Raw genomic sequence first — 20787 nt, 5'->3', positions numbered from 1 at the left:
CCGGCCGGGCCATTCCTGGTGACCGCTTCGTCCGAAGGGCAGCGACCATGAGCACAGACGAATCCCCCGACCGGGCTCCCGGCCTCGGCATCCCCGCCCACATCGAGGCCTGCCTCTTCGACCTCGACGGCGTCCTCACCCCCACCGCGGCCCTGCACGCGACGGCCTGGAAGACCACGTTCGACGGCTTCCTGGAGCGGCGGGACGGCCCCGGCTACCGCCCCTTCGACAAGGTCGCCGACTACGACGAGTACGTGGACGGGCTGCCGAGGGCCGACGGGGTCCGCTCCTTCCTCGCCTCGCGCGGCATCGAGCTGCCCGAGGGGAGCGCCGGTGACCCGCCGGACCGCGACACCGTCCGCAGCCTCGGCGAGCGGAAGAACGACCTCCTCCTCCAGGACATCAGGACCAAGGGCGTCGAGGCGTACCCGGGCTCGGTCCGCTTCGTCCGCGCCGTCGAGGCCGCAGGGATCCACCGGGCCGTGGTCTCCTCCAGCGCCAACTGCCGTGACGTCCTGATCGGCGCCGGCATCGAGGACCTGTTCGAGGTACGGATCGACGCCGGGGTCGCCCACGAGCAGCACCTCGCGGGCAAGCCCCACCCCGACACCTTCCTCGCCGCCGCCCGCGCCCTCGGCGTCGACCCGGCCCACGCGGCCGTCTTCGAGGACGCCCTCGCCGGCATGGACGCCGGCCGCACCGGCGGCTTCGGCTTTGTCATCGGGGTGAACCGCACCGGCCAGGCGGACGCCCTGAAACGCCACGGCGCGACTGTGGTCGTGGACGACCTCGCCGACCTGTTGGGAGACCGGGCGTGATCACTCATCCGCTGTACGCCGTCGAGCCGTGGTGCCTGCGCGAGACGGCCCTCGACCTGGACGCCCTGCCGCAGAGCGAGTCGCTCTTCGCCCTCTCCAACGGCCACGTCGGCTGGCGGGGCAACCTGGACGAGGGCGAACCGCACGGACTGCCGGGGACGTACCTGAACGGGGTGTACGAGCTGCGCCCGCTGCCGTACGCGGAGGCCGGCTACGGGTACCCGGAGTCCAGCCAGACCGTCATCAACACCATCAACGGCAAGATCATCCGGATGCTCGTGGACGACGAGCCCTTCGACCTGCGCTACGGCCGCCTCGGCCACCACGAACGTGTCCTCGACCTGCGGTCGGGGCTGCTGCACCGTACCGTCGAGTGGACGTCGCCGGCGGGCCGTACAGTACGGGTCCGGTCCACCCGGCTCGTCTCGTTCACCCAACGGGCCATCGCCGCCGTCGCCTTCGAGGTCGAGGCGGTCGACGCCGAGGTCAGCATCGTCCTCCAGTCGGAACTGGTCGCCAACGAACAGCTCCCGCCCGCCGGCGGCGACCCGCGCGCGGCGGCCGCCCTGGAGTCACCGCTCGTCCCCGAGGAGCACTACTCGAACGGCCGGCGGCTGCGGCTGGTGCACCGCACCGAGCGCAGCGGCCTGCGGGTGGCCGCCGCCGCCGACCACGTCGTGGAAGGTCCCGGGAAGACCGGCGTCTTCTGCGAGAGCGGCGCCAACCAGAGCCGCGTCACCTTCACCTCCGACGTCGGGCCCGGCGAGCGCCTGCGCATGGAGAAGTTCGTTGCGTACGGCTGGTCGGGCAACCGGTCGCTGCCCGCCGTGCACGACCAGGTGGACGGCGCCCTCGCCGCCGCCATGGGCACCGGCTGGGCCGGCCTGGTCGACGAACAGCGCGCCTACCTCGACCAGTTCTGGACCCAGGCGGACGTCGAGGTCGAGGGCGACACCGAGATCCAGCAGGCCGTACGGTTCGGGCTGTTCCACACCCTCCAGGCCGGCGCCCGCGCGGAGAGCCGGGCCATCCCCGCCAAGGGCCTGACCGGGCCGGGCTACGACGGCCACAGCTTCTGGGACACCGAGAGCTTCGTCCTGCCGTCGCTGACCTACACCGCCCCCAAGGCCGTCGACCAGGCCCTCAGGTGGCGGTTCTCCACCCTGCCGGCCGCCCGGGAGCGGGCTTCCCAACTCGGCCTGAAGGGCGCGGCGTTCCCCTGGCGGACCATCAACGGCGGTGAGTGCTCCGGCTACTGGCCGGCCGGGACCGCCGCCTTCCACATCAACGCCGACATCGCCGACGCCGTCGCGCGCTACTCCGCCGTCACCCACGACGAGACGTTCGACCGGGAGGTCGGGGTCGAACTCCTCGTGGAGACAGCCCGGCTGTGGCGCTCGCTCGGCCACCACGACCACACCGGCGTGTTCCACATCGACGGCGTCACCGGCCCCGACGAGTACAGCGCCGTCGCGGACGACAACACGTACACGAACCTGATGGCGCAGGAGAACCTGCGCGCCGCCGCCGACGCCTGCGACCGGTACCCGGACGTGGCCGTGCGACTCTCCGTCGACACCGAGGAGAGCGCGGCGTGGCGCGACGCGGCGGCGCGCACGGCCCTCCCGTACAACCACGAACTGGGCGTCCACGAACAGTCCGCGGGCTTCACCGCCCACCAGATGTGGGACTTCGCCGCGACGGGCGAGGACGACTACCCGCTCCTGCTGCGCTTCCCGTACTTCGACCTCTACCGCAAGCAGGTCGTCAAGCAGGCCGACCTGGTGCTCGCCATGCACGTGCGCGGCGCCGCCTTCACCGCCGAGGAGAAGGCCCGCAACTTCGCGTACTACGAGGCGATCACCGTCCGCGACTCGTCGCTCTCCGCGTGCACGCAGGCCGTCATGGCCGCCGAGACGGGCCACGTCCAACTGGCCTACGACTACCTCGGGGAGGCCGCGCTGATGGACCTCTCCGACCTGGAGCACAACACACGGGACGGTCTGCACATCGCGTCCCTGGCCGGCACCTGGATCGCGCTCGTCTCGGGCTTCGGCGGGATGCGCCACCACGGCGACACCCTCGCGTTCGCCCCCCGGCTGCCCGAACAGCTCAGCCGCCTCGCCTTCAACGTCCAGATCCAGAAGCGCCACCTGCGCGTGGAGATCAACGGGTCGAAGGCGGTGTACTCGATGCCGGAGGCGGACGGCGAGGCCCTGGTGATCAGCCACTACGGCACCCCCCTCACCGTCTCCCCCCACACCCCCCAGACCCGCGACCTACCGCACCCGGTGGAGCGCCCGGAACCCCAACAGCCGGCCGGCCGCCGCCCGGCCAGGCGAGGCGGCCGTCCCGTTCCGCCCTCGCCGGGCGACTGACCCTCTCCGGTCGCTTTTCGGCCATGTTCACGGAAGGCGTGAGGCGCCTTAGTTGCGGCTGACCGATTGTCAGAACGAAACAACTCATTTCGGCCGCCTTAGCAGAATTCTCCGATCGCCCGGTCGGGCCGCACTCCGGAACTCCCTGGACAGTCACCTGGGACGTCTGGCAGGCTTCGGCCGTCGACGATCAAGGAGATGTGCATGAAACAGCAGAGAAGAAACAGGATTTCGGTCCTTTTCGGGACGCTTCTCGCCACCCTGCTCCTGGCTATCGCGGTCCCGAACGCGGCCTATGCCGCCGCCTGTTCGGGCTACGGCTGTGACGGTCACGATCCGAACGTGCAGACGTGGCAGGCCGGCCCGGTCACCAACTATGAGCGCCAGTTGGGCGGTTCGGTCTTCCTGGAGCTGCGTTGGGGCCAGACCGACGGGGATCAGTACGGTTGGGCCCGCGTCACCTATGTGGGCATCGCGCCGGATTACCGGATCGAAATAGAACGCTGCAACAAGGCCGGCACTTCGTGCGAGATCTATTTGGGTGTCACGAAGGCCGGCGCTTCTGCCTGGACCGCGCAGACCGGCCCTAATTCCTATGTGACGCGAACTCCTATGTACTACAACCCCTCCACGATGAAGGAAAGGGCGTGCGTCATCGTGTCGAGCGGCGCCACGACCTGCACCCCCTATTACTAGGCCGCTATTTCGGCGCGCGGGCGCGCCCTTGAGCACAATGGAGCCTCTGTCCCCCCGGTCGGGGAGCCAGGGGCTCCCCCTGTGCCCCGGTGCCCGCGCGGTCCTAGAGTGGTCGCCGTGAACGACGCCGAAGATGTCCGACGTATCGCGCTCTCCCTCCCGGAAACGGTGGAGAAGGAGGCCTGGCGCATGCCGACGTTCCGCGTGGCGGGGAAGATGTTCGTCACCGTGCCCGATGACCGGACCTCGTTCGCCGTCCGCTGCCCGCGCCACGAGCGCGCCGAGCTGATCGCGGCGGAACCGGAGAAGTTCTGGGTGCCGCCGCACGAGGCGAGTTCGGCGTGGGTACGGGTACGGCTGGCCGCGCTCGACGACGCGGACGAGCTGCGCGACATCCTGGTCGACTCCTGGAAGCAGGCGGCCCCCGAGCGCCTGCTGGACACCCTCCGCCCGCGCCCGTGACCCGAAACCTCCGACGTTCACGCCGAGTTCATGCCCGGAAGGGATGAAAGAGGCGAGTAGTCCGGTTCCGCGCACTTAGTCTCTGGTGCCGCTCGAGAGATCGGCGGCGATCCACCAGGAACAGCACGTGACGGACGGAACCGAGAATGCGTTCAACTTCTGTGGGACAGACATCACCCGCCCCGGCGGCACGGGGACCGAGGAGGCTCGCCAGAGCCGGGTTCCTCGCCGCCGGCGCGGCCGCGGCACTGCTCGCCGCGCCGCTCACGGCGCACGCCGACGTCATCGGCAACCTCCCGTACGGAGCCGGTGGTTGGGAGGCCTCGTTCTCTCCCGCGTACGACTACGACGGTGACGGGTGCCTCGCCACGTCGGCCGAGGACATCAACGGCAACCTCAACCCGGGCCTCGCCCTGGGCGGCGCCGTGAACGGGCACTGCCACGACATGGCCCAGCTGAACAGCTCCAACACCTACGGGCGCAGCGAGTGCAACAACGGCTGGTGCGCGGTCATGTACGACAGCTACTTCGAGAAGGACCAGTCCACCAACGGCGTGGGCGAGATAGCCGGCGGCACCAACGGCCACCGGCACGACATCGAGTCCGTCATCTCCTGGATCAACCAGGCGTCGAACCAGGTGGAGTACCTGTCCGTCTCCCAGCACGGCGACTGGAAGACGTACACCCGCTCCCAGGTCCGGTTCGACGGCTCGCACCCCAAGGTCGTCTACCAGAAGGACGGCGGCTTCACGCACGACTTCCGTATCGCCAACGCGTCGGACGACGCGGTGGAGAACCCCACCCACCAGTGGTTCTATCCGCCGCTGGTCGACTGGAACCACTGGCCGCAGGTCAACGCCCCCACCAACTGGCTGCGGGACCGCCTGATGGCGGCCGACTTCGGCTCCGCCAGTTTCAAGATCAAGGACAGCGCCTTCCAGGGAGAGCTCGGCCGCGCGAAGCCCCTGGAGATCTCCTTCCAGCCCTGACCCACGGGTGAGCGCCCCCGCCGCACCCGAGACGGCGGCACCGGTCCGCGGAACCGGTGCCGCCCCGGCCACGAGCGGCGCCCCCCGACCGGGGGCCCGCCGGCCGGCCCAGGAGGCGGCCCCGTCAGGGATCCTGACGCGGCGCCGCCACCGCCGGCGGCCACACCTCCGGGTCCAGGACACCCAGCACGTACGCACGCGCCACCAGAGCCGTCCTGCCCGGCACACCCCACCGCCGGGCCAGCCGCCCGAAGTGGTAGTTCACCCCGTCGGCGGTCATGCCCACGGCCCGCGCCATGGCCTCGGTGGTCGCGCCCGCCGCGGCCAGCGCCAGCAGCCTGGCGTCCACCGGACTCGCCGGCTCGCCCGCCACGACGAGGCGCGCGGGCGGCGACTCGCGCCGGTCCCGTACCCGTAGCACCACCAGCAGCCCGGGCGGGACGCCCGAGAACTCACTGACCGGGTCCACGCTCAGCTCCCCGTACCGCTCGTCCCCGTCCGCCGCGGCCCAGCGCACCTCGATCGGATAGCGCGACCGGTGGCCCAGCCGCAGCGCCTCCGCGATCCGGTGCACCTGGTCCGTGAACCGCGGACGCAGCAGCTCCAGTACGTTGCGGCCGCGCAGCCGCCCCGGCGGCAGGCCCCACTCCCGCGCCAGCGCCGGGTTGGCCAGCAGGATCGTGCCGTCCGTACGGCACACCCCGATCGGCACCGGCACCCGGTCGAGCAGCGTGAGCGCGCGGTTGCGCCACATCACCGCGTCGCCGTGCGCGTCGTCGGGGAAGTCCGGCAGTTCGTCCACGGCGGCCACCCGCTCTCCCCGCTCTCCCGTCCGCGGCGTCCCGGCCGGGGGTACGGCGCCGGGCCGGGCGCCGGTACGGGCCGTGGCACCGATCACAGGTTCCATCATGGCCCATCGCCCCACTACAGGATCATGTAGCCCGGGTGGCGGCCGGGCGGTCCGGGGCGGGCCAGGCTTGACCGCAGGCAACGGCTCTTCCCCGAAAGGCCCTTCACCCCCCATGTCACACACACCCCCCACGGCACACACCGAATCCGACGGCATCCCGCTCGTCGACGTCTCCGACGCCCCGCCCGGCGGCCCGCTCATCCAGGCGGCGATGGGCCACCTGCGCCGGCACGGCCCCGTCGTCCGCCACCGCCGGCACGGGCGCGACACCCTCTTCGTCGCGGACCTGGACCTGGTCACCGAACTCGCCGACGACCGGCGGTTCGCCAAGCACATCAACCCCGGCCTCGAAGCGGTCCGCTCCCTCACCGCCGACGGCCTGTTCACCGCGTACAACGACGAACCCAACTGGGCCAAGGCGCACGACATCCTCATGCCCGCCTTCGCGCTCGGCTCGATGCGTACGTACCACCCGGCGATGCTGGACGTCTCACGGCGGCTGATCGCCGGCTGGGACCGCGCGGCGGCCGCCGGGATCCCCGTCGACGTGCCCGGCGACATGACCCGGATGACCCTCGACACCATCGGCCTCACCGGCTTCGGCTACGACTTCGGCTCCTTCGAGTCCGAGGAGCCGCACCCGTTCGTCTCCGCCCTCGTCCGCGGCCTCGCCTGGAGCATGGCCAGGATCACCGACAAGCCCGGCGACGACCACACCGCCCGCGACCTCGCCTTCCGCGAGGACGCCGACTTCCTGAACTCCGTCGTCGACGAGGTCATCGACCACCGCGTCGCCTCCGGGGACACCTCGACCGACGACCTGCTCGGACTGATGCTCCAGGCGCGCCACCCCGCCGACGACACCACCCTCGACCACGCGAACATCCGCAACCAGGTCATCACCTTCCTGATCGCCGGACACGAGACCACCTCCGGCGCCCTGTCCTTCTCCCTGTACTACCTGCTCAAGCACCCGGCCGTGCTCCGGCTGGTCCAGCGCGAGGCCGACGAGCTGTGGGGCGACACGGACGACCCCGACCCCACGTACGAGGACATCGGCCGCCTCACCTACACCCGCCAGGTACTCAACGAGGCCCTGCGGCTGTGGCCGACCGCCGCCGCGTTCAGCCGCTCGGCCCGCGAGGACACCGTCATCGGCGGCCGGATCAAGGTGGCGGCGGGATCGGACGTCATCGTCATCACCCCGATGCTGCACCGGCAGCCGGTATGGGGCGACAACCCCGAGCTGTTCGACCCCGCGCGGTTCACCGCCGAGGCCGCCGCGAACCGCTCCCCGCACGCCTTCAAGCCGTTCGGCACCGGTGAACGCGCCTGCATCGGACGGCAGTTCGCCCTGCACGAGGCGACCATGCTGCTCGCCATGCTGGCCCACCGCTACCGCTTCGTCGACCAGGACGACTACCAGTTGGAGGTGAAGGAGACCCTCACGCTCAAGCCCGAGGGCCTCACCCTCACCCCCCGGCCCCGGACCACCGCCGACCGCGACGCCGACCGCGCCGCCCTGCCCGGCTTCGGCTCCGCCGCCACCGAGCTACCCGCGCACACCGACACCGGCCTGCCCACGCTGGTACGGCCCGGCACCGGCGTGCTGTTCCCGCACGGCAGCAACTACGGCACCTGCCGCGGCTTCGCCGCCGAACTGGCCGAGAGCGCCGCCGAGTTGGGATGCGACACCCTGGTCGCCCCGCTCGACGCGTACGCCACCGGCCTGCCCACCGACCGGCCCGTCGTCATCACCACCGCCTCCTACAACGGCCGGCCCACCGACGACGCCGTCGCGTTCGCCGACTGGCTGGAGGCCGCCGGACCGGGCGCCGCCGACGGCGTGCGGTACGCCGTCCTCGGCGTCGGCGACCGCAACTGGGCCGCCACCTACCAGCACATGCCCACCTGGATCGACGACCGCCTCGCCGCACTGGGCGGCACCCGGCTGCTGCCCCGCGCCGAGGCCGACGCCTCGGGCGATCTCACCGGCGCCGTCAAGGAGTTCACCGCCGCGCTGCGCACCGCCCTGCTCACCGGGTACGGCGACCCCGCGACCGCCGGCGCCGCCCCGGTCACGGACGAGGGCCCCACGTACCTCGTCACCGAGATCACCGGCGGCGATCCGCTCGACGCCCTGGCGGCGCGCCACGACATGGTCCGTACGACCGTGGTGGCGGCGGCCGACCTCACCAGCCCCGGCCACACGCGCGTCAAGCGCCACGTCAGGCTGGCCCTGCCCGAGGGCACCACCTACCGCACCGCCGACCACCTCGCGGTCCTCCCCGTCAACGCCCCGGCCCTCGTGGCCCGCGCCGCCGCACTGTTCGGCGCGGACCTCGACACCGTCCTCTCCATCGCCCCGGCCAGGCCGCGCCGCTCCGGGCTCGCCGTCGACCGGCCGGTGTCCGTACGCGAACTCCTCAGCCGCTACGTCGAGTTGCAGGACCGCCCGACCGGCGGGCAGTTCGCCGCGCTGGCCGCGCTCAACCCGTGCCCGCCCGAGCGCGCGGCACTCGACGCTCTCGCCGGGGACGCCGACGCCCGGTCCGCCGACCGGCGCACCCTGCTCGACGTGATCGAGGACAACCCGGCCCTGCGCGAGACGCTGACCTGGCCCGTCCTGCTCGACCTGCTGCCCCCGATCAGGTCCCGCCTCTACTCCGTCTCGTCCTCGCCCGGCACCGATCCGCGCCACGCGGACCTGATGGTCTCGCTGCTGGACGCGCCCGAGTGGGGCGGCCGGGGCGCGTTCCGGGGCGCCGGCTCCGGCTACCTCAACGCCGTACGGCCGGGGGACACCGTACTGGTACGGGTCCAGGCCTGCCGGGAGGCGTTCCGCATCGACCACGACCGCACCGAGCCGGTCGTCATGATCTCCGCGGGCACCGGGCTCGCGCCCTTCCGCGGAGTGATCCGCGACCGGAGCACACGCGCCGCACAGGGCGGGCAACTGGCCCCGGCGCTCTGCTACTTCGGGTGCAACGCGCCGGACGCCGACTATCTGCACGCGGAGGAGTTCCGGGCGGCCGAGGACAAGGGAGTCGTCTCCATGCGCCCCGCCTTCAGCCGGGCCCCGGTCGACGGCGCGCGCTACGTGCAGCACCGGGTCGCCGCCGACGGCGAGGAGCTGTGGAAACTCCTGGACCAGGGCGCGCGGGTGTACGTGTGCGGGGACGGCGCCCGGATGGCGCCGGGCGTACGGGAGGCCTTCCGCGCGCTGTACACCGAGCGCACCCCGGGCGCGGACGACGCGGCCGCCGAAGCATGGCTGGCGGCCCTCGCCGCCGAGGGCCGCTACGTGGAGGACGTGTACGCGGGCTGAACCCGCGACGGCTTAGCCCCCGCCCCCTCGGCGGGGGACCGGTCAGCGGCGGCCGGCGGTCAGGGTCACGAGGAACTGGCCGCCGCCCGGCTCGATCCCGGCGGTCACCGGCAGCCCCGGCACCAGCCGGGAGAACCGGTCCACCAGCCACTCCGCCGCCTCTTCGGCGTCCCGCCTGGTCGGGCAACGCCCCACCATCTCGCGGCCCCCCTTGCGCTCCAGCCGCCCGGCGACCGTGATCAGCGGCGCCGGCTCGACCACGTACAGGCGGTCCGGCCAGGCGATGTCCACCTTCACCGCGCCCTTGCGGGTGTTGCAGCCGCGGTGCGCGAGCCGCTCGGGGACCTTGGCCTTCCGGTCCGTGGTCCGGCTGTCCACGCTGGGCCCCCGCGGGTCGTTCACCGACTCGTCCGGGTCGACCGCCTCGTCGCACACCCAGCACCGCCAGCCGTCACGCTCGGCCACATCATCCAGGAGACTCATCCGAGCAAACTAGCCGCTGCCGCCACCCCCGTCGAACGAGGGGCGGCCGACACGGCAAGGCGTCGGGACAGTGGGCGACCGCCCGCCCGACAATCGGTGGAACACCGGCGCCGTCCACGCGCCGGTCCACCGCAAGGAGCACAGTTCGTGAAAATCGGTATCGGACTCCCCAACCAGATCCGTGACGTGCGGCCCGGCGTTCTCCCCGAATGGGCCCGGCGTGCCGAGGAGGCCGGGTTCTCCACGCTGGGCAGCGTGGGCCGCATCGCCTACCCCGGAGTGATGGACACGGTGGCGCTGGCCGCCGCCGCGGGGGCCACGAGTCGCATCGGCCTCCTCAGCACCGTCCTGCTCGGCCCGGTCTGGCCCCCGCTCCTGGTGGCCAAGGAGGCGGCGAGCATCGACGGGGTCTCCGGCGGGCGCCTGACCCTCGGAGTCGGCCTCGGCGGACGCCCGGACGACTTCGTGGTCAAAGGTCTCGGCGCGCGCGGCACCGGCCGGCGGCTCGACGAGGACATCGAGACGTACCGGAAGGTGTGGCGCGGCGAGGTACCGGACGGCTGCGACAACCCGCTGGTGCCCGCGGGCACCCGGGAGGTCCCCCTGCTCTTCGGCGGCGGCGTCCCGGCGTCGTTCGAGCGCGTCGCGCGGTCCGGCCAGGGATACATCGGCGCCTCGCTGCCGCCCGCCATGGTCGGCCCCGCCTTCGAGGGCGTGCGCGAGGCCTGGCTGCGGGCCGGCCGCAAGGGCTCCCCGTACCTGGTCGCCATCGCCTACTTCGCCGTCGCGGACCCGGAAGCGGGCACCCACGGGGTCCACGACTACTACACGACGGCCGGTCCCGAGGCCGCCGAGCTGCTCGCCTCCACGGTCCGGGGCGGGGCCGAGCAGATCAAGGAAGTGGTCCGGGCCTTCGAGGGCCTCGGCGCCGACGAACTGGTCCTCAACCCGACCAGCGACGACCTCGACGAGGTGGCACGCCTGGCCGAGATCGTTCTCTAGGCCCCTACGGCCCGCGCACTGCCGCCGCGCCCCGCCCGACCCCGCCGGACAGCGGGCCGGACGGGGCGCGGCGGCGTTCGGTTGACATCCGCGGGGTTCGGCGGGCAACCTCCCTGTGCGTCGTGTTAACGATAACATCGGCCCCGCCGCCGTACCCCTTCCAGAAGGAGCAGGCATGTACCGCCTCGACCCGCGCCACACCCCCGCGCCCCAAGCCGTCCTCGTCACCGGCTGGCGGGCGGTGTCCGGGCAACTCCCGGCCGGTCCCGCGGTGGTGGCCGTCGACGGCCCCCCGACCGTCGACTGGGCGCGGCTCCGGGACGGCCTCGCCCGCGAGCTGACGGCACGCGGCACCCCGGTCTCCCTGCTCGACGTCCGCTCCCACTACGTACCGCCGGCCGCCGTCGAGCGCCGCACCGAGCGACCCGAGGACGCGGACGACCCCTACTTCCGCAAGCTCGCCGAGAACCCGCTCGACGACCTCTTCGACGCCCTCCCGCCCTCGCCCCGCCCGCGGGAAGGCGTGCTGCTCGTGTACGGGCCCGGCGCCGCGCTGGTGGAGCACGACCTGCTCTGGTACGCCGACGTGCCCAAGCGGTACGCGGAGGCGGACGTGGCCGCCGGCAAGCGCGGGGCGAACCTCGGACTGCCCGACGGGAAGCCCGACTTCAGGCGGCTGTTCTACGTCGACTGGCCGATGCTCGACCGCCACCGTGACGCGCTGGCGCCCCGCCTCGACGCCTGGCTCGACCTCCAGGAGCCCGACCGGCCGGCGTGGATCGACGGCGCGGGCCTGCGCGCCACCTACGCGGCCCTGGCACGCGGCCCCGTCCGCACCCGCCCGTACTTCAACTCCACCCCCTGGGGCGGCCATTGGGCCCAGCGCGAACTGGGGTTCAACCCGGGCGCCGAGAACACCGCGCTCGGCTACGAACTGATCGCGCCCGAGGCCGGCATCCTCGTCGGCACCGGGCCGGAGGCCCAGGTCGAGGTGCCCTTCCAGCTGATGTGCGTCCTGGAACCCGAGAGCGTGATGGGGCCCGAGGTGCACGCCCGCTTCGGCACGTCCTTCCCGATCCGCTTCGACTATCTCGACACCGTCGGCGGCGGCGACCTCTCGTTGCACTGCCACCCGAAGGAGCCGTACATGCGCGAGCGCTTCGGCTGGCCGTACACCCAGCACGAGACGTACTACCTGACCCTCGGCGGCCCCGGCGCCAAGGTCTTCCTCGGCCTGCGCGAGGACGCCGACGTCGACCTCTTCCGCAAGGAGGTGCGGGAGTCCGTCGCCGGGCGCGTGCCCATGGACCCCGAGGACCACGTCCTCGCGTTCCCCGCCGAGCAGGGCCAGTTGTACATGATCCCCGCGGGCACTCCGCACGCCAGCGGGGCGGGCAACCTGGTGCTGGAGATCAGCGCCACCCCGTACCTGTACAGCCTGAGGTTCTACGACTGGCTGCGGCCCGCCGCCGACGGCACCCCGCGCCCCCTCCCGCACGAGCACGGATTCGCGAACCTGGAGAGCGGGCGCCGCGGCGCGAGCGTCGCCCGCGACCTGGTGCGGGAGCCGCGGACCCTGCGCGAGGGCGACGGCTGGCGGGAAGAGGTCATCGGCGCGCTGGACGAGATGTTCTACGAGGTCAGGCGCTACGTGATCGATAGCGGCGCCGAGGCGGAGGACCACACGCGCGGCCGCTTCCACCTCCTGAACGTGGTGGAGGGTGACGGCGTCGTCGTACGGACGGAGGCCGGGCACCGGTACGAACTGGCCTTCGCCGAAACGCTGACCGTGCCGGCCGCGGTCGGCCGCTACACCCTGCGGGCCGTCGGCGGGGGCCCGGTGCGGGTCGTGAAGGCGCTCGTCCGGTGATCCCCGTCCTGGAGATCGGCGGCACCCATGTCACCGCCGCCCTCGTCGACCTGCCCGGGCGGCGGGTCGCGCACCGGACCGTGCTGCCGCTCGACCCGCACGGCGCCGCCGGGGAGATCCTGGCCCGCATACGGCGCTGCGCCGCCGGCCTGCCGGTGCCTCCGGGCGCGCGGTGGGGCGTGGCGGTGCCGGGACCGTTCGACTACGCGACGGGGGTGGCGCGCTTCGCGGGCGTCGGAAAGTTCGAGGCGCTGTACGGGGTGGACCTGCGCGCGGCGCTCCTCGGCGGGCTGTGGCGGCGCCCCGGCGACGTCGTGTTCCTCAACGACGCGCACGCCTTCGTCGCCGGCGAGTGGTTCGCGGGTGCGGCTCGCGGCCACCGCCGTGCCGTGGGCATCACGCTCGGTACGGGGGTCGGCTCGGCGTTCCTCGCCGACGGCCGGGTCCGCGAGGACGGCCCCGGTGTGCCGCCCGAGGGGCGCATGGACCTGACCGAGGCGGGCGGAAGGCCGTTGGAGGACACCGTTTCGCGCCGCGCGATCCTCGCCCGGTACGGCGATCCGGCGGCCGACGTCCGCGACGTCGCCGAGCGGGCGAGGGCGGGGGAGGAGCGGGCCCGTCTGGTGCTGGCACACGCCCTCACCGTGCTGGGCCATGCGCTCGGCCCGCGGTTGGCGGACTTCGGCGCGACCGTCTTGGTGGTCGGCGGCTCCATCGCCCGTTCCTGGGACCTCGTCGCCCCCGCTCTGGGCGGCGGGCTCGCCTCGGGGGGCTGGGTGCCGGACGACGGGGGGACCGGAGCGGTACGGCTCGGCGGGACCGGAGCCGCACGGCATACTCGTGCGATGACACCCGCCGGTTCCGCCGGGGACGCCGCGCTGATCGGCGCGGCGCGTGCGGCCGTACCAAGTGGGGACGGACGAAGGGAACACGCCGGGCATGCCGGACACACAAGGGCCGAGGGACGCCCAGCCGACGGTGCGTGACGTGGCCGGGCGGGCGAAGGTCAGCGCCATGACCGTCTCCCGTGTCCTGCGTGACGATCCGAAGGTGCTGCCCGCGACGGCCGCCCGCGTGCGCGCGGCCGTCGCCGAACTCGGCTACCGCCGCAACGAGACGGCCCGCAGCCTGCGTCTGGGACGTGGTACGGGTCTCGTGGGCCTGGTGGTCACCAACCTGGCCAACCCGTTCTACTCCCGACTGGCGCTGGGCGTCGACTCCGTCGTCGTGCGGCACGGCCTGAAGGCCGTCATCGGCAACACGGGCCAGGACCTGGACACCGAGCGCGCGCTGGTCGAGGACCTGGTGGGCCGGCGGGTCGACGGCATCATCGCGGTGCCCTCGGGCGCGGACCAGCGGCATCTGGCCGCCGCGGCCGCCGAGGGTGTCCCGGTGGTGGTCGCCAGCCGTCCGCCCGAGGGCTTCGGGGCGGACTGCGTCCTGGTCGACGACCACGGCGGCGCCTTCGCCGCCACCGAGAGGCTGCTCGGCGCCGGACACCGCAGGATCGGATTCCTGGGTCCGCCGGCCGCCGTCTACACCAGCACCGAGCGCCTGCGCGGCTTCTCCGACGCCCTCGCCGCCGCGGGCCTGCCCACCGACCCGGCCTACGTGAGGCAGGGGCAGCAGCAGACCGGCGAGGCGGCGAGCGCCGCCGCGGAACTGCTCGCCCTGCCGGAGCCCCCCACCGCGCTGTTCTGCTCCAACAACCGCAACACCATCGGGGCCTTCCGCGCCGTCCGCCGTGCCGGAACCCCCACCACGCTGGCCGGCTTCGACGACTTCGAACTCGCGGACACCCTCGGCCTGCCGCTGACCGTGGTCGCCTACGACAGCGACGAACTGGGCCGCGAGGCGGGCCGGTTGCTCGTCACGCGCATGACCGACGCGTCCACGCACCCCGGCAAGCCCGCCCCGTACCGGCGCACGGTCGTGCCCACCACACTCGTCCACTACGGCCCCCCGGCCCCCCTCGACCGGGACTGATCGGGGCCACCCCACCCCCTCACGCCCCGCCGCCCGTTTCCGGGGTGGCCTCGGCCCGGGCGGCGATCGAGGGTCACGGTGTCGCCCTTGGTGCCGAACGGTGAACGCTAGGGTGCGTGTTCGTGGACGTCGCTGATCTTGAATTCCAGGCCCGGACGCGGTCCGGTTGCATACCGCCGGAGCTGGTCTCGCGGCTCCTCGAACGCGGCTACGCCGACGTGGTGGAGGTTCAGGCCGGGCGCGGGGAATGGTTCTGCGCGCTGGCGTGGGCGCGGTCGCTGGACGAGCGGGGCCGGCGGACCGACGCGTGGGAGGCGCTGGCACCGTACCTGGCAACCGGCTGGTGGACAGCCGTGACAGCCGCAGCCGGCCTGTTGGAGGGCTGGGGCCGCGCCGACGAGGCGATCGAGATCACGCGGATCCGTACGGAGGCCGGGCATCCGATGGCGCTGGAGGTCTACGCGCGCCTGCTCGCCCGGCACGGTCGCGCCGAAGAGGCGTTCACCCTGCTGCGACCGCACCTCGGTGAACCGGCCCTGGCCGTGGCCCTCGTGGAGGTCGCCGGTCCCGCCGGACGCGACGAGGAGGCCGTCGCCCTGCTCACGGCCAGGACCGAGCACCGGTGTTCCGACTTTCCGTGGTGTTGCCGGGGCTTCGATCGCGACATGGCGAAGAGGCTGCTCGCCACCATCCGCGAGCGCCAGGGTCGCACCGACGAGGCCCTCGCCCTGTTGAGCGCCGGCGACACCGCGTCGCTCGACCACCGTGAGGAACGGGCCGCTCTGCTGGCACGGCACGGCCGGCTCGACGAGCTGCGCGCGGCCGCGGCGACCGACGACTCCGGGTCCGCCGTACGACGGCTCGCGCGGGTGCTGGAGGAACGCGGCGACGTGGACGGGGCCGTCGCGGCGTACCGGCAGGCCGGCGAATCCGTCGCCCGGCGTCCCCACTCGGCCGTCGCGCTCGCGCAGCTCCTGGCCCGGCACGGGCGGGGGGACGAAGCGATCACCGTGATGCGCGATCAGGCTGCCACCTACAAGGGGGAGGACTGGATCCTCCATACCCTGTCCGAGCTGTACCTCGGGCAGGGCCGCCCCGGGGAGGGCCTCGCTCAACTCGACACCTTCGCCACCGCCCGCGGGGGCGAGGAGGATTGGGACCTGTACTGGATACGACTGCCGCTGATCGCCGCCTGCCACGGGGTCGACGAGGCGGTCGCGCGGGCTCGCGCCCACCCCGAAGGCGGCGCCTCGTACGCGGCCCCGCACCTCGCCGAGCTCCTCGCCGACTCCGGACGCACCGAGGAAGCGGTGGCCGTCCTTGCACCCCACGCCCCCGCGAACGGGCACGAACTGGCCGGCTACCTCATCGACCTCGGCCGCGTCGAGGACGCCCTGGCCGTCCTCCAACGCCCCACCGCACCCCCCGACTCCTGGGGCGGCTCCTGGCACGACCGGCCCCCGTTCTGATCCCCCCCCGTCCGGGACCCGCCGACCCGATGCCCGACGGGGCGAGGGGAATTCGGTGGCCACGGCAGCGATCGAGCCACAGAATCAGCGGAATGCCGCGCTTCTTGTGTGACCACTGCCGACACCCCCTCACCGGACACGAGGTCGACACCAGGTGGGGCGCGGCGGCGTTCGTACGTCAGATGTCGCGGAACTCATAGAAAAAGCTTCTGACCTGTGCAAATGACCACTCTCGAAGATCATCATGCACGTTTGTTGCACAAGCCGAACGGAGCAGGACTCACGCGGCCCCGGTGTAGGCGCTCCGGACCGCGATGCGGACCTTGGAACCGGCTCCCATGACCCGGTGCACGTATTCACCCAGGGTAAACGCGGGATCGGCGTGTCTGAGTCGGTCCGCGAGCGTGTACACGTCTACCCCGCCGTTGATCATCATCGACGCGTACAGGTGTCGGAGTGCGTGCATCATCACGTCGCGGGACTTCTCCCAGCGTCGTCCCTTCGCGTCGGGCTCAAGGGGCTTGATGAGGCCGGCCGACGCCAGGGCGGGCTTCCCCAGCGGTAGGAGTTGAACCAATTCGACTGAATGGCGGTCTTCTCCCGGGTGTAAAAGATCAGCCGCACCGTGAGCCCTTTTCAAGCTGCGGTGTCTGACCGTGAGTTGGAATGTCCTGCGCAACGACGAAGCTCCTGGTAGACGGTTTCTCGACCAAGATCACCCGTGTCCGCCAGGAGCTTCGCGTGCTTGTCTACCCGTCCTCGATTGATCTGTCCAGCCGCACCCTGCGGTCCTTGACCAGGCAACTGGCAGCCCGGCGGCAGGAGATCGGAACGCGGTGGCGGCGCCTTCCCGCCGCACGTCAGGCACTGCTCGCCCTGGCCCACCTGCGGTGCGGTGACACCTACGCCCAGCTCGCCGCCGGGTTCGGCATCGGGATCGCGACCGTCTACCGCTACATACGTGAAGCCGTCAAGGCCCTGGCTGCCCTCGCCCCGTCCCTGGCCGAGGCGATGAAAACGATCCGGACGAAGGCGTTCGTGATCCTCGACGGCACCCTGCTGCCGATCGACCGCATCGCCGCTGACACCCCGTACTACTCCGGGAAACACAAACGCCACGGCATGAACGTCCAGGTCCTCACCGATCCCTTCGGACGGCTGCTCTGGGCCTCGCCGGCTCTGCCCGGCTCGACTCACGACCTCACCGCCGCGCGACAGCACGGCATCATCGAAGCCCTCGCCGATGCCGGACTCAAATGCTGGGCGGACAAGGCATATCAAGGCGCCGGCGGACCCGTCCGCGTACCGTTCCGAGGCCGCCGCCTCAAGCGATGGAAGCGCCGCCACAACACCACCCACGCCAAGATCCGCTGCCTCGGCGAGCGGGCCATGGCCACCATCAAGGGCTGGCGCCTCCTGCGGAAGCTCCGCTGCAGCACCAACCGAATCACCAACGTAGTGAAGGCCGTCCTGGTCCTTTACCACGCATCAGCGTGAGGTTGGAAAAAGCTCACTGGCTTTGCCATGCTGCTGGTCTGGGACGGCGAACAGATCCTCGACGACGTCGGATACCCCGGACCCGAAGATCTGGCCGCCGAGCTGCTCAGCTTCCGGCCAAGCCGCCGCGTTCCGGCCCACGCGGAGTTGCTCACCAACGCGCCTGAGGAAGAGCCGATGGACAGCGGCACTGAGGAAAGCGAGGGGGAGCAATGAGCCTGCCGACGCCCGACGCATACGAGCGCTATCGCGGCCCCGAGTTCCGCCGCCTTCTTGGGGCGGCCCGGCGCTCGCTTGAACGCAATGGAGGCGAGATCACCGGCTCCATCGGCCTGACGAATCCAACGATAGATGAGCGCAACGCCATCATCGGCATTACAGGCGCGTATCGCTCGGCGGACGTCCGCCGAGTCTCTCTTCCGCTCGAGGCACTGGACCAGAACGTCCGCAACGTCACCGGCGCTTCCCTCCGAGAGCTCTTGGGACGACTCGGTCCTCCGCTGCGGTTTCGAGCCGACGAGCGGAGCGCCATTGATCAGGCCCGGCAGCAGCTGTTGGCCGAGGGAGAGGCCAGCACGCTTCACGTCCAGAACCCCTGGTACAAGGAGTGGCTGAGCGGCCTTGCCTCTGACGGGACGATCACTGGGCTGATCAATAAGAAGGACGAACGCCTCCTCATCCAGGCCATCCGCGTTCTGGAATACCTCTATGCACGCGCCAGCGGTTCGCCCCCGGTCATGCTGGCCGCCTTGGCTGACGCGACCACGGGAAACACCAAGACCCTCAACCCTGGCCAAGGCTCGCTGCCGACCCTCGTACTCCGTGCGTTGGCAACAGCACGAGGAGTTCCGCTCGCGGCAGGAGCCGAGGCCCGGCGCGAGCTTTGGGACGCGTTCGACGTCATCGTCGACGACCTGGCCAGCCGCGTCCTCGTCCTCAACCTGCCGGCGGCTGGTCGAGGGCTGGGGGAGTGGCTCACGGACGCGGCTCGATAGGGCACCCCCTTCCACGTCACACTTCACCAGCTGGTCACCTTGCCTGTCACCGTTCACGTGCCGAGGGTGTACGTGTGTGAGAACCCAGCTGTCCTCCTCCGCGCCGCTGGAGAACTCGGTGCAAGCAGCCCGCCGTTGATCTGCGCCGAAGGCCGACCGTCAACGGCCTTCCACCGACTGGCCCGCTTGATCGTCAACGGAGGGGGTCGGCTCCTCTACCACGGGGACTTCGACTGGCCGGGAATCGACATGACCAATCAGCTCATTGGCCGCTACGGAGCCGAGCCCTGGAAGATGAGCGCTGCGGATTACCTGGAGGGGCTCCGGACCGAAGACGACCACGTTGCCTTGTCCGGGAAGGCCCGTAGCACTTCATGGGACCCGCGTTTGTGTAATGCGATGCAGGAGCATCAGGCGGCTGTCTACGAGGAAGGCGTCGCTGACGCCCTCCTGGCAGATTGGGGTGACCAACTCTGATCATGGGTGGGTGATGACCTGCTGAGCGCGCAGCCGACAGCCGCTGGGGCCGGCTGCCCCACGGTAGAGCGGCAGAGCCGACAGAACCCTGCATGCCCCGCACAACGAGAGACTAGGCTTGATCGGCGCCCACGAATCTGGACCGGATGCCGCAGGGGTGCGTGTAAGGAGTGCTGAGCAACAGATGACGGGGACGCCCGAGCGGATCGGCCGGTACACCGTGGCCAAGGAGCTGGGCTCGGGCGGCATGGGGGAGGTGTACCTCGCCTACACCCCGGGTGGTCAGCCGGTGGCGGTGAAACTGATCCGGAGCGACAAGCTGGACCCCGTCACGCGGGCCCGCTTCGAAAAGGAAGCGCTGATAGCGCGCACCGTGATCGGTACCAACAGGGTGGCGCGGTTCCTGGAGGCCGACCCGTTCGCGGACCGCCCCTGGCTGGCCATGGAGTACGTGGCCGGACGTACCTTGCTGGCCTGCGTGGACCAGGACGGCGTTCTCCCCTTGCCGCTGGTCGCCAGTCTGGGCGCTTTGCTCGCCGAGGGGCTTAGCGCCGTACACGCCGCGGAACTGCTCCACCGGGATCTGAAGCCCCAGAACGTCATCATGGGCACAGAAGGCCCCATAATCATCGACTTCGGGCTCGGTGCGTTCATGGATGCCGCGAAGGAGTCCCTGTCCCACAGCGGGATGATCATCGGGACGGTGCGCTGCATGCCGCCGGAGCAGGCGAGCGGACATCCGAAGGTGACGCCAGCCGCGGACGTGTACGCGCTGGGCGCGGTTCTGCTGTATGCGGCGGCGCGCCACTACCCGTACGACGGTGCGGTGTGGGAGGCCGTCGCCGTGCAGGTGGCGAATCCTGACATCGGCCCGGATCTGAGCGGTGTGCCCGAGGGGCTTAAGCCACTGATCGCCTCCATGCTCGCCCACGTTCCCGAGGACAGGCCGACGCTGGATGACGTTTCAAAGGCATGCTCGAAGCTGTTGAAGGCCGCTGGAAAGGCGCCGGCCGACGCACGACTCGCGCTGATCGGGCATACGACCGCGGGCGGTACGCCGGATGCGGCCAAGGAGCCGTTGTCCCCATTGTTCGAGAAGCTGCTTGAGGACCAGGCCGAGATCACTGACGACGCGGGTCTGGACTTGCCGCTCGATAGCCCGCCAGGAACTGCTGAGGCGGAAGAGACGGAACCGGAGGAGGCGGAGCAGGACGAGCCGCACCCCGACTCCGCCGAGGCCGTGAAGCCAAAGGCGGAGCCGAAGGCCAGGCCCACGGCCGTAAAGCCGCCGGCATCGAAGCGGGTCGCGGATGAGCTGAGGGCGGAGTACGCGGCGGATACCGCGCTTTGATAGCCAAGGTGTCAGTGCCTGGTGGGAAGCTAGAGGCGGACGGGCGTATGGGGTCGGCTTGGGCGCTGTCCATACG

18 protein-coding genes and 1 pseudogene are annotated in these 20787 nt (G+C 71.5%); 16 read left to right on the top strand and 3 right to left on the bottom strand.

Features of this window, described 5'->3' with window-relative positions:
- Positions 1 to 47: 47 nt before the first annotated feature.
- The 5 genes from HA039_RS07295 to HA039_RS07275 all read left to right on the top strand — a co-directional run bounded on the left by HA039_RS07295 (position 48) and on the right by HA039_RS07275 (position 5343).
- A complete protein-coding gene (locus tag HA039_RS07295; protein ID WP_167025528.1) occupies positions 48 to 818 on the top strand; it encodes an HAD family hydrolase in 771 nt (256 codons plus the stop codon).
- Positions 815 to 3196, top strand: coding sequence for a glycoside hydrolase family 65 protein (locus tag HA039_RS07290; protein ID WP_167025525.1), 2382 nt, complete (start codon positions 815 to 817; stop codon positions 3194 to 3196). The genes HA039_RS07295 and HA039_RS07290 overlap by 4 nt, the downstream gene beginning before the upstream one ends.
- A gap of 204 nt (positions 3197 to 3400) precedes the next feature.
- Complete coding sequence (locus HA039_RS07285; protein ID WP_167025522.1) at positions 3401 to 3892, top strand: hypothetical protein; 492 nt, start codon at positions 3401 to 3403, stop codon at positions 3890 to 3892.
- 117 nt (positions 3893 to 4009) lie between these two features.
- Positions 4010 to 4354: an MmcQ/YjbR family DNA-binding protein gene (locus HA039_RS07280; protein WP_167025519.1), complete on the top strand. Its 345-nt coding sequence runs from the start codon at positions 4010 to 4012 to the stop codon at positions 4352 to 4354.
- A 146-nt stretch (positions 4355 to 4500) separates the two neighbouring features.
- Positions 4501 to 5343, top strand: a complete 843-nt coding sequence (locus HA039_RS07275) for an NPP1 family protein (RefSeq protein ID WP_167025516.1) — start codon at positions 4501 to 4503, stop codon at positions 5341 to 5343.
- A 124-nt stretch (positions 5344 to 5467) separates the two neighbouring features.
- Here the strand turns inward: HA039_RS07275 and HA039_RS07270 are convergent, their stop codons facing one another.
- Positions 5468 to 6241: a PAS domain S-box protein gene (locus HA039_RS07270; RefSeq protein ID WP_425086317.1), complete on the bottom strand. Its 774-nt coding sequence runs from the start codon at positions 6239 to 6241 to the stop codon at positions 5468 to 5470.
- 124 nt (positions 6242 to 6365) lie between these two features.
- On the opposite strand from HA039_RS07270, the gene HA039_RS07265 reads away from it, so the two are divergent.
- Positions 6366 to 9581 carry a cytochrome P450 gene (locus HA039_RS07265; RefSeq protein ID WP_167025513.1) on the top strand — a complete coding sequence of 1072 codons (3216 nt, stop codon included), beginning with the start codon at positions 6366 to 6368 and terminating at the stop codon, positions 9579 to 9581.
- Positions 9582 to 9623: 42 nt separating this feature from the next.
- Here the strand turns inward: HA039_RS07265 and HA039_RS07260 are convergent, their stop codons facing one another.
- Positions 9624 to 10064, bottom strand: a complete 441-nt coding sequence (locus HA039_RS07260) for a hypothetical protein (RefSeq protein WP_167025510.1) — start codon at positions 10062 to 10064, stop codon at positions 9624 to 9626.
- A gap of 147 nt (positions 10065 to 10211) precedes the next feature.
- Here HA039_RS07260 and HA039_RS07255 point away from each other — a divergent pair, with 147 nt between their 5' ends.
- From HA039_RS07255 to HA039_RS07235, 5 genes are all read left to right on the top strand, one after another.
- Positions 10212 to 11066, top strand: coding sequence for an LLM class flavin-dependent oxidoreductase (locus HA039_RS07255; RefSeq protein WP_167025507.1), 855 nt, complete (start codon positions 10212 to 10214; stop codon positions 11064 to 11066).
- Between the two features lie 175 nt (positions 11067 to 11241).
- Positions 11242 to 12936 carry a class I mannose-6-phosphate isomerase gene (locus HA039_RS07250; protein WP_167025502.1) on the top strand — a complete coding sequence of 565 codons (1695 nt, stop codon included), beginning with the start codon at positions 11242 to 11244 and terminating at the stop codon, positions 12934 to 12936.
- Positions 12933 to 13922 carry an ROK family protein gene (locus HA039_RS07245; protein ID WP_167025499.1) on the top strand — a complete coding sequence of 330 codons (990 nt, stop codon included), beginning with the start codon at positions 12933 to 12935 and terminating at the stop codon, positions 13920 to 13922. The genes HA039_RS07250 and HA039_RS07245 overlap by 4 nt, the downstream gene beginning before the upstream one ends.
- Positions 13876 to 14922 carry a LacI family DNA-binding transcriptional regulator gene (locus HA039_RS07240; protein WP_167025496.1) on the top strand — a complete coding sequence of 349 codons (1047 nt, stop codon included), beginning with the start codon at positions 13876 to 13878 and terminating at the stop codon, positions 14920 to 14922. The genes HA039_RS07245 and HA039_RS07240 overlap by 47 nt, the downstream gene beginning before the upstream one ends.
- 122 nt (positions 14923 to 15044) lie before the next feature.
- Entirely contained in the window at positions 15045 to 16391 is a 1347-nt protein-coding gene (locus HA039_RS07235) for a tetratricopeptide repeat protein (protein WP_167025493.1), read from the top strand.
- Positions 16392 to 16671: 280 nt separating this feature from the next.
- Here HA039_RS07235 and HA039_RS07230 read toward each other — a convergent pair whose 3' ends face one another.
- Complete coding sequence (locus HA039_RS07230) at positions 16672 to 17031, bottom strand: site-specific integrase (RefSeq protein ID WP_243869254.1); 360 nt, start codon at positions 17029 to 17031, stop codon at positions 16672 to 16674.
- 101 nt (positions 17032 to 17132) lie between these two features.
- Between HA039_RS07230 and HA039_RS07225 the strand changes: the two genes are divergently transcribed.
- From HA039_RS07225 to HA039_RS07210, 5 genes and pseudogenes are all read left to right on the top strand, one after another.
- The gene (locus HA039_RS07225; protein ID WP_167036360.1) at positions 17133 to 17888 is read left to right on the top strand and encodes a transposase family protein; all 756 of its coding nucleotides are present in this window, start codon (positions 17133 to 17135) and stop codon (positions 17886 to 17888) included.
- Between the two features lie 27 nt (positions 17889 to 17915).
- Positions 17916 to 18104: a hypothetical protein gene (locus tag HA039_RS07220; protein WP_167025490.1), complete on the top strand. Its 189-nt coding sequence runs from the start codon at positions 17916 to 17918 to the stop codon at positions 18102 to 18104.
- Positions 18101 to 18883 (top strand): TIGR02679 domain-containing protein, encoded by a 783-nt coding sequence (locus HA039_RS33860; RefSeq protein WP_243869251.1) that lies wholly within the window; start codon positions 18101 to 18103, stop codon positions 18881 to 18883. The genes HA039_RS07220 and HA039_RS33860 overlap by 4 nt, the downstream gene beginning before the upstream one ends.
- A 24-nt stretch (positions 18884 to 18907) precedes the next feature.
- Positions 18908 to 19360: pseudogene (locus tag HA039_RS33855) on the top strand (DUF2399 domain-containing protein); the annotation flags it as partial.
- A 184-nt stretch (positions 19361 to 19544) separates the two neighbouring features.
- Entirely contained in the window at positions 19545 to 20711 is a 1167-nt protein-coding gene (locus HA039_RS07210; protein ID WP_167025487.1) for a serine/threonine-protein kinase, read from the top strand.
- The last annotated feature ends 76 nt before the right edge of the window (positions 20712 to 20787 follow it).

Origin of the sequence: Streptomyces liangshanensis, assembly GCF_011694815.1 — a bacterium.
In the GTDB taxonomy this organism is placed as follows: domain Bacteria; phylum Actinomycetota; class Actinomycetes; order Streptomycetales; family Streptomycetaceae; genus Streptomyces; species Streptomyces liangshanensis.
Note: the sequence above shows the minus strand (reverse complement) of the source record. Positions and strands in the feature narration are given on the sequence as shown.

What these genes read in the sequence shown, in the direction of transcription:
- HA039_RS07295 (WP_167025528.1), top strand. Translation starts at nt 48, where the DNA reads ATGAGCACAGACGAATCCCCCGACCGGGCTCCCGGCCTCGGCATCCCC.
- HA039_RS07285 (WP_167025522.1), top strand. Translation starts at nt 3,401, where the DNA reads ATGAAACAGCAGAGAAGAAACAGGATTTCGGTCCTTTTCGGGACGCTT.
- HA039_RS07275 (WP_167025516.1), top strand. Translation starts at nt 4,501, where the DNA reads ATGCGTTCAACTTCTGTGGGACAGACATCACCCGCCCCGGCGGCACGG.
- HA039_RS07265 (WP_167025513.1), top strand. Translation starts at nt 6,366, where the DNA reads ATGTCACACACACCCCCCACGGCACACACCGAATCCGACGGCATCCCG.
- HA039_RS07260 (WP_167025510.1), bottom strand. Translation starts at nt 10,064, where the DNA reads ATGAGTCTCCTGGATGATGTGGCCGAGCGTGACGGCTGGCGGTGCTGG.
- HA039_RS07250 (WP_167025502.1), top strand. Translation starts at nt 11,242, where the DNA reads ATGTACCGCCTCGACCCGCGCCACACCCCCGCGCCCCAAGCCGTCCTC.
- HA039_RS07240 (WP_167025496.1), top strand. Translation starts at nt 13,876, where the DNA reads ATGCCGGACACACAAGGGCCGAGGGACGCCCAGCCGACGGTGCGTGAC.
- HA039_RS07220 (WP_167025490.1), top strand. Translation starts at nt 17,916, where the DNA reads ATGCTGCTGGTCTGGGACGGCGAACAGATCCTCGACGACGTCGGATAC.
- HA039_RS33860 (WP_243869251.1), top strand. Translation starts at nt 18,101, where the DNA reads ATGAGCCTGCCGACGCCCGACGCATACGAGCGCTATCGCGGCCCCGAG.
- HA039_RS07210 (WP_167025487.1), top strand. Translation starts at nt 19,545, where the DNA reads ATGACGGGGACGCCCGAGCGGATCGGCCGGTACACCGTGGCCAAGGAG.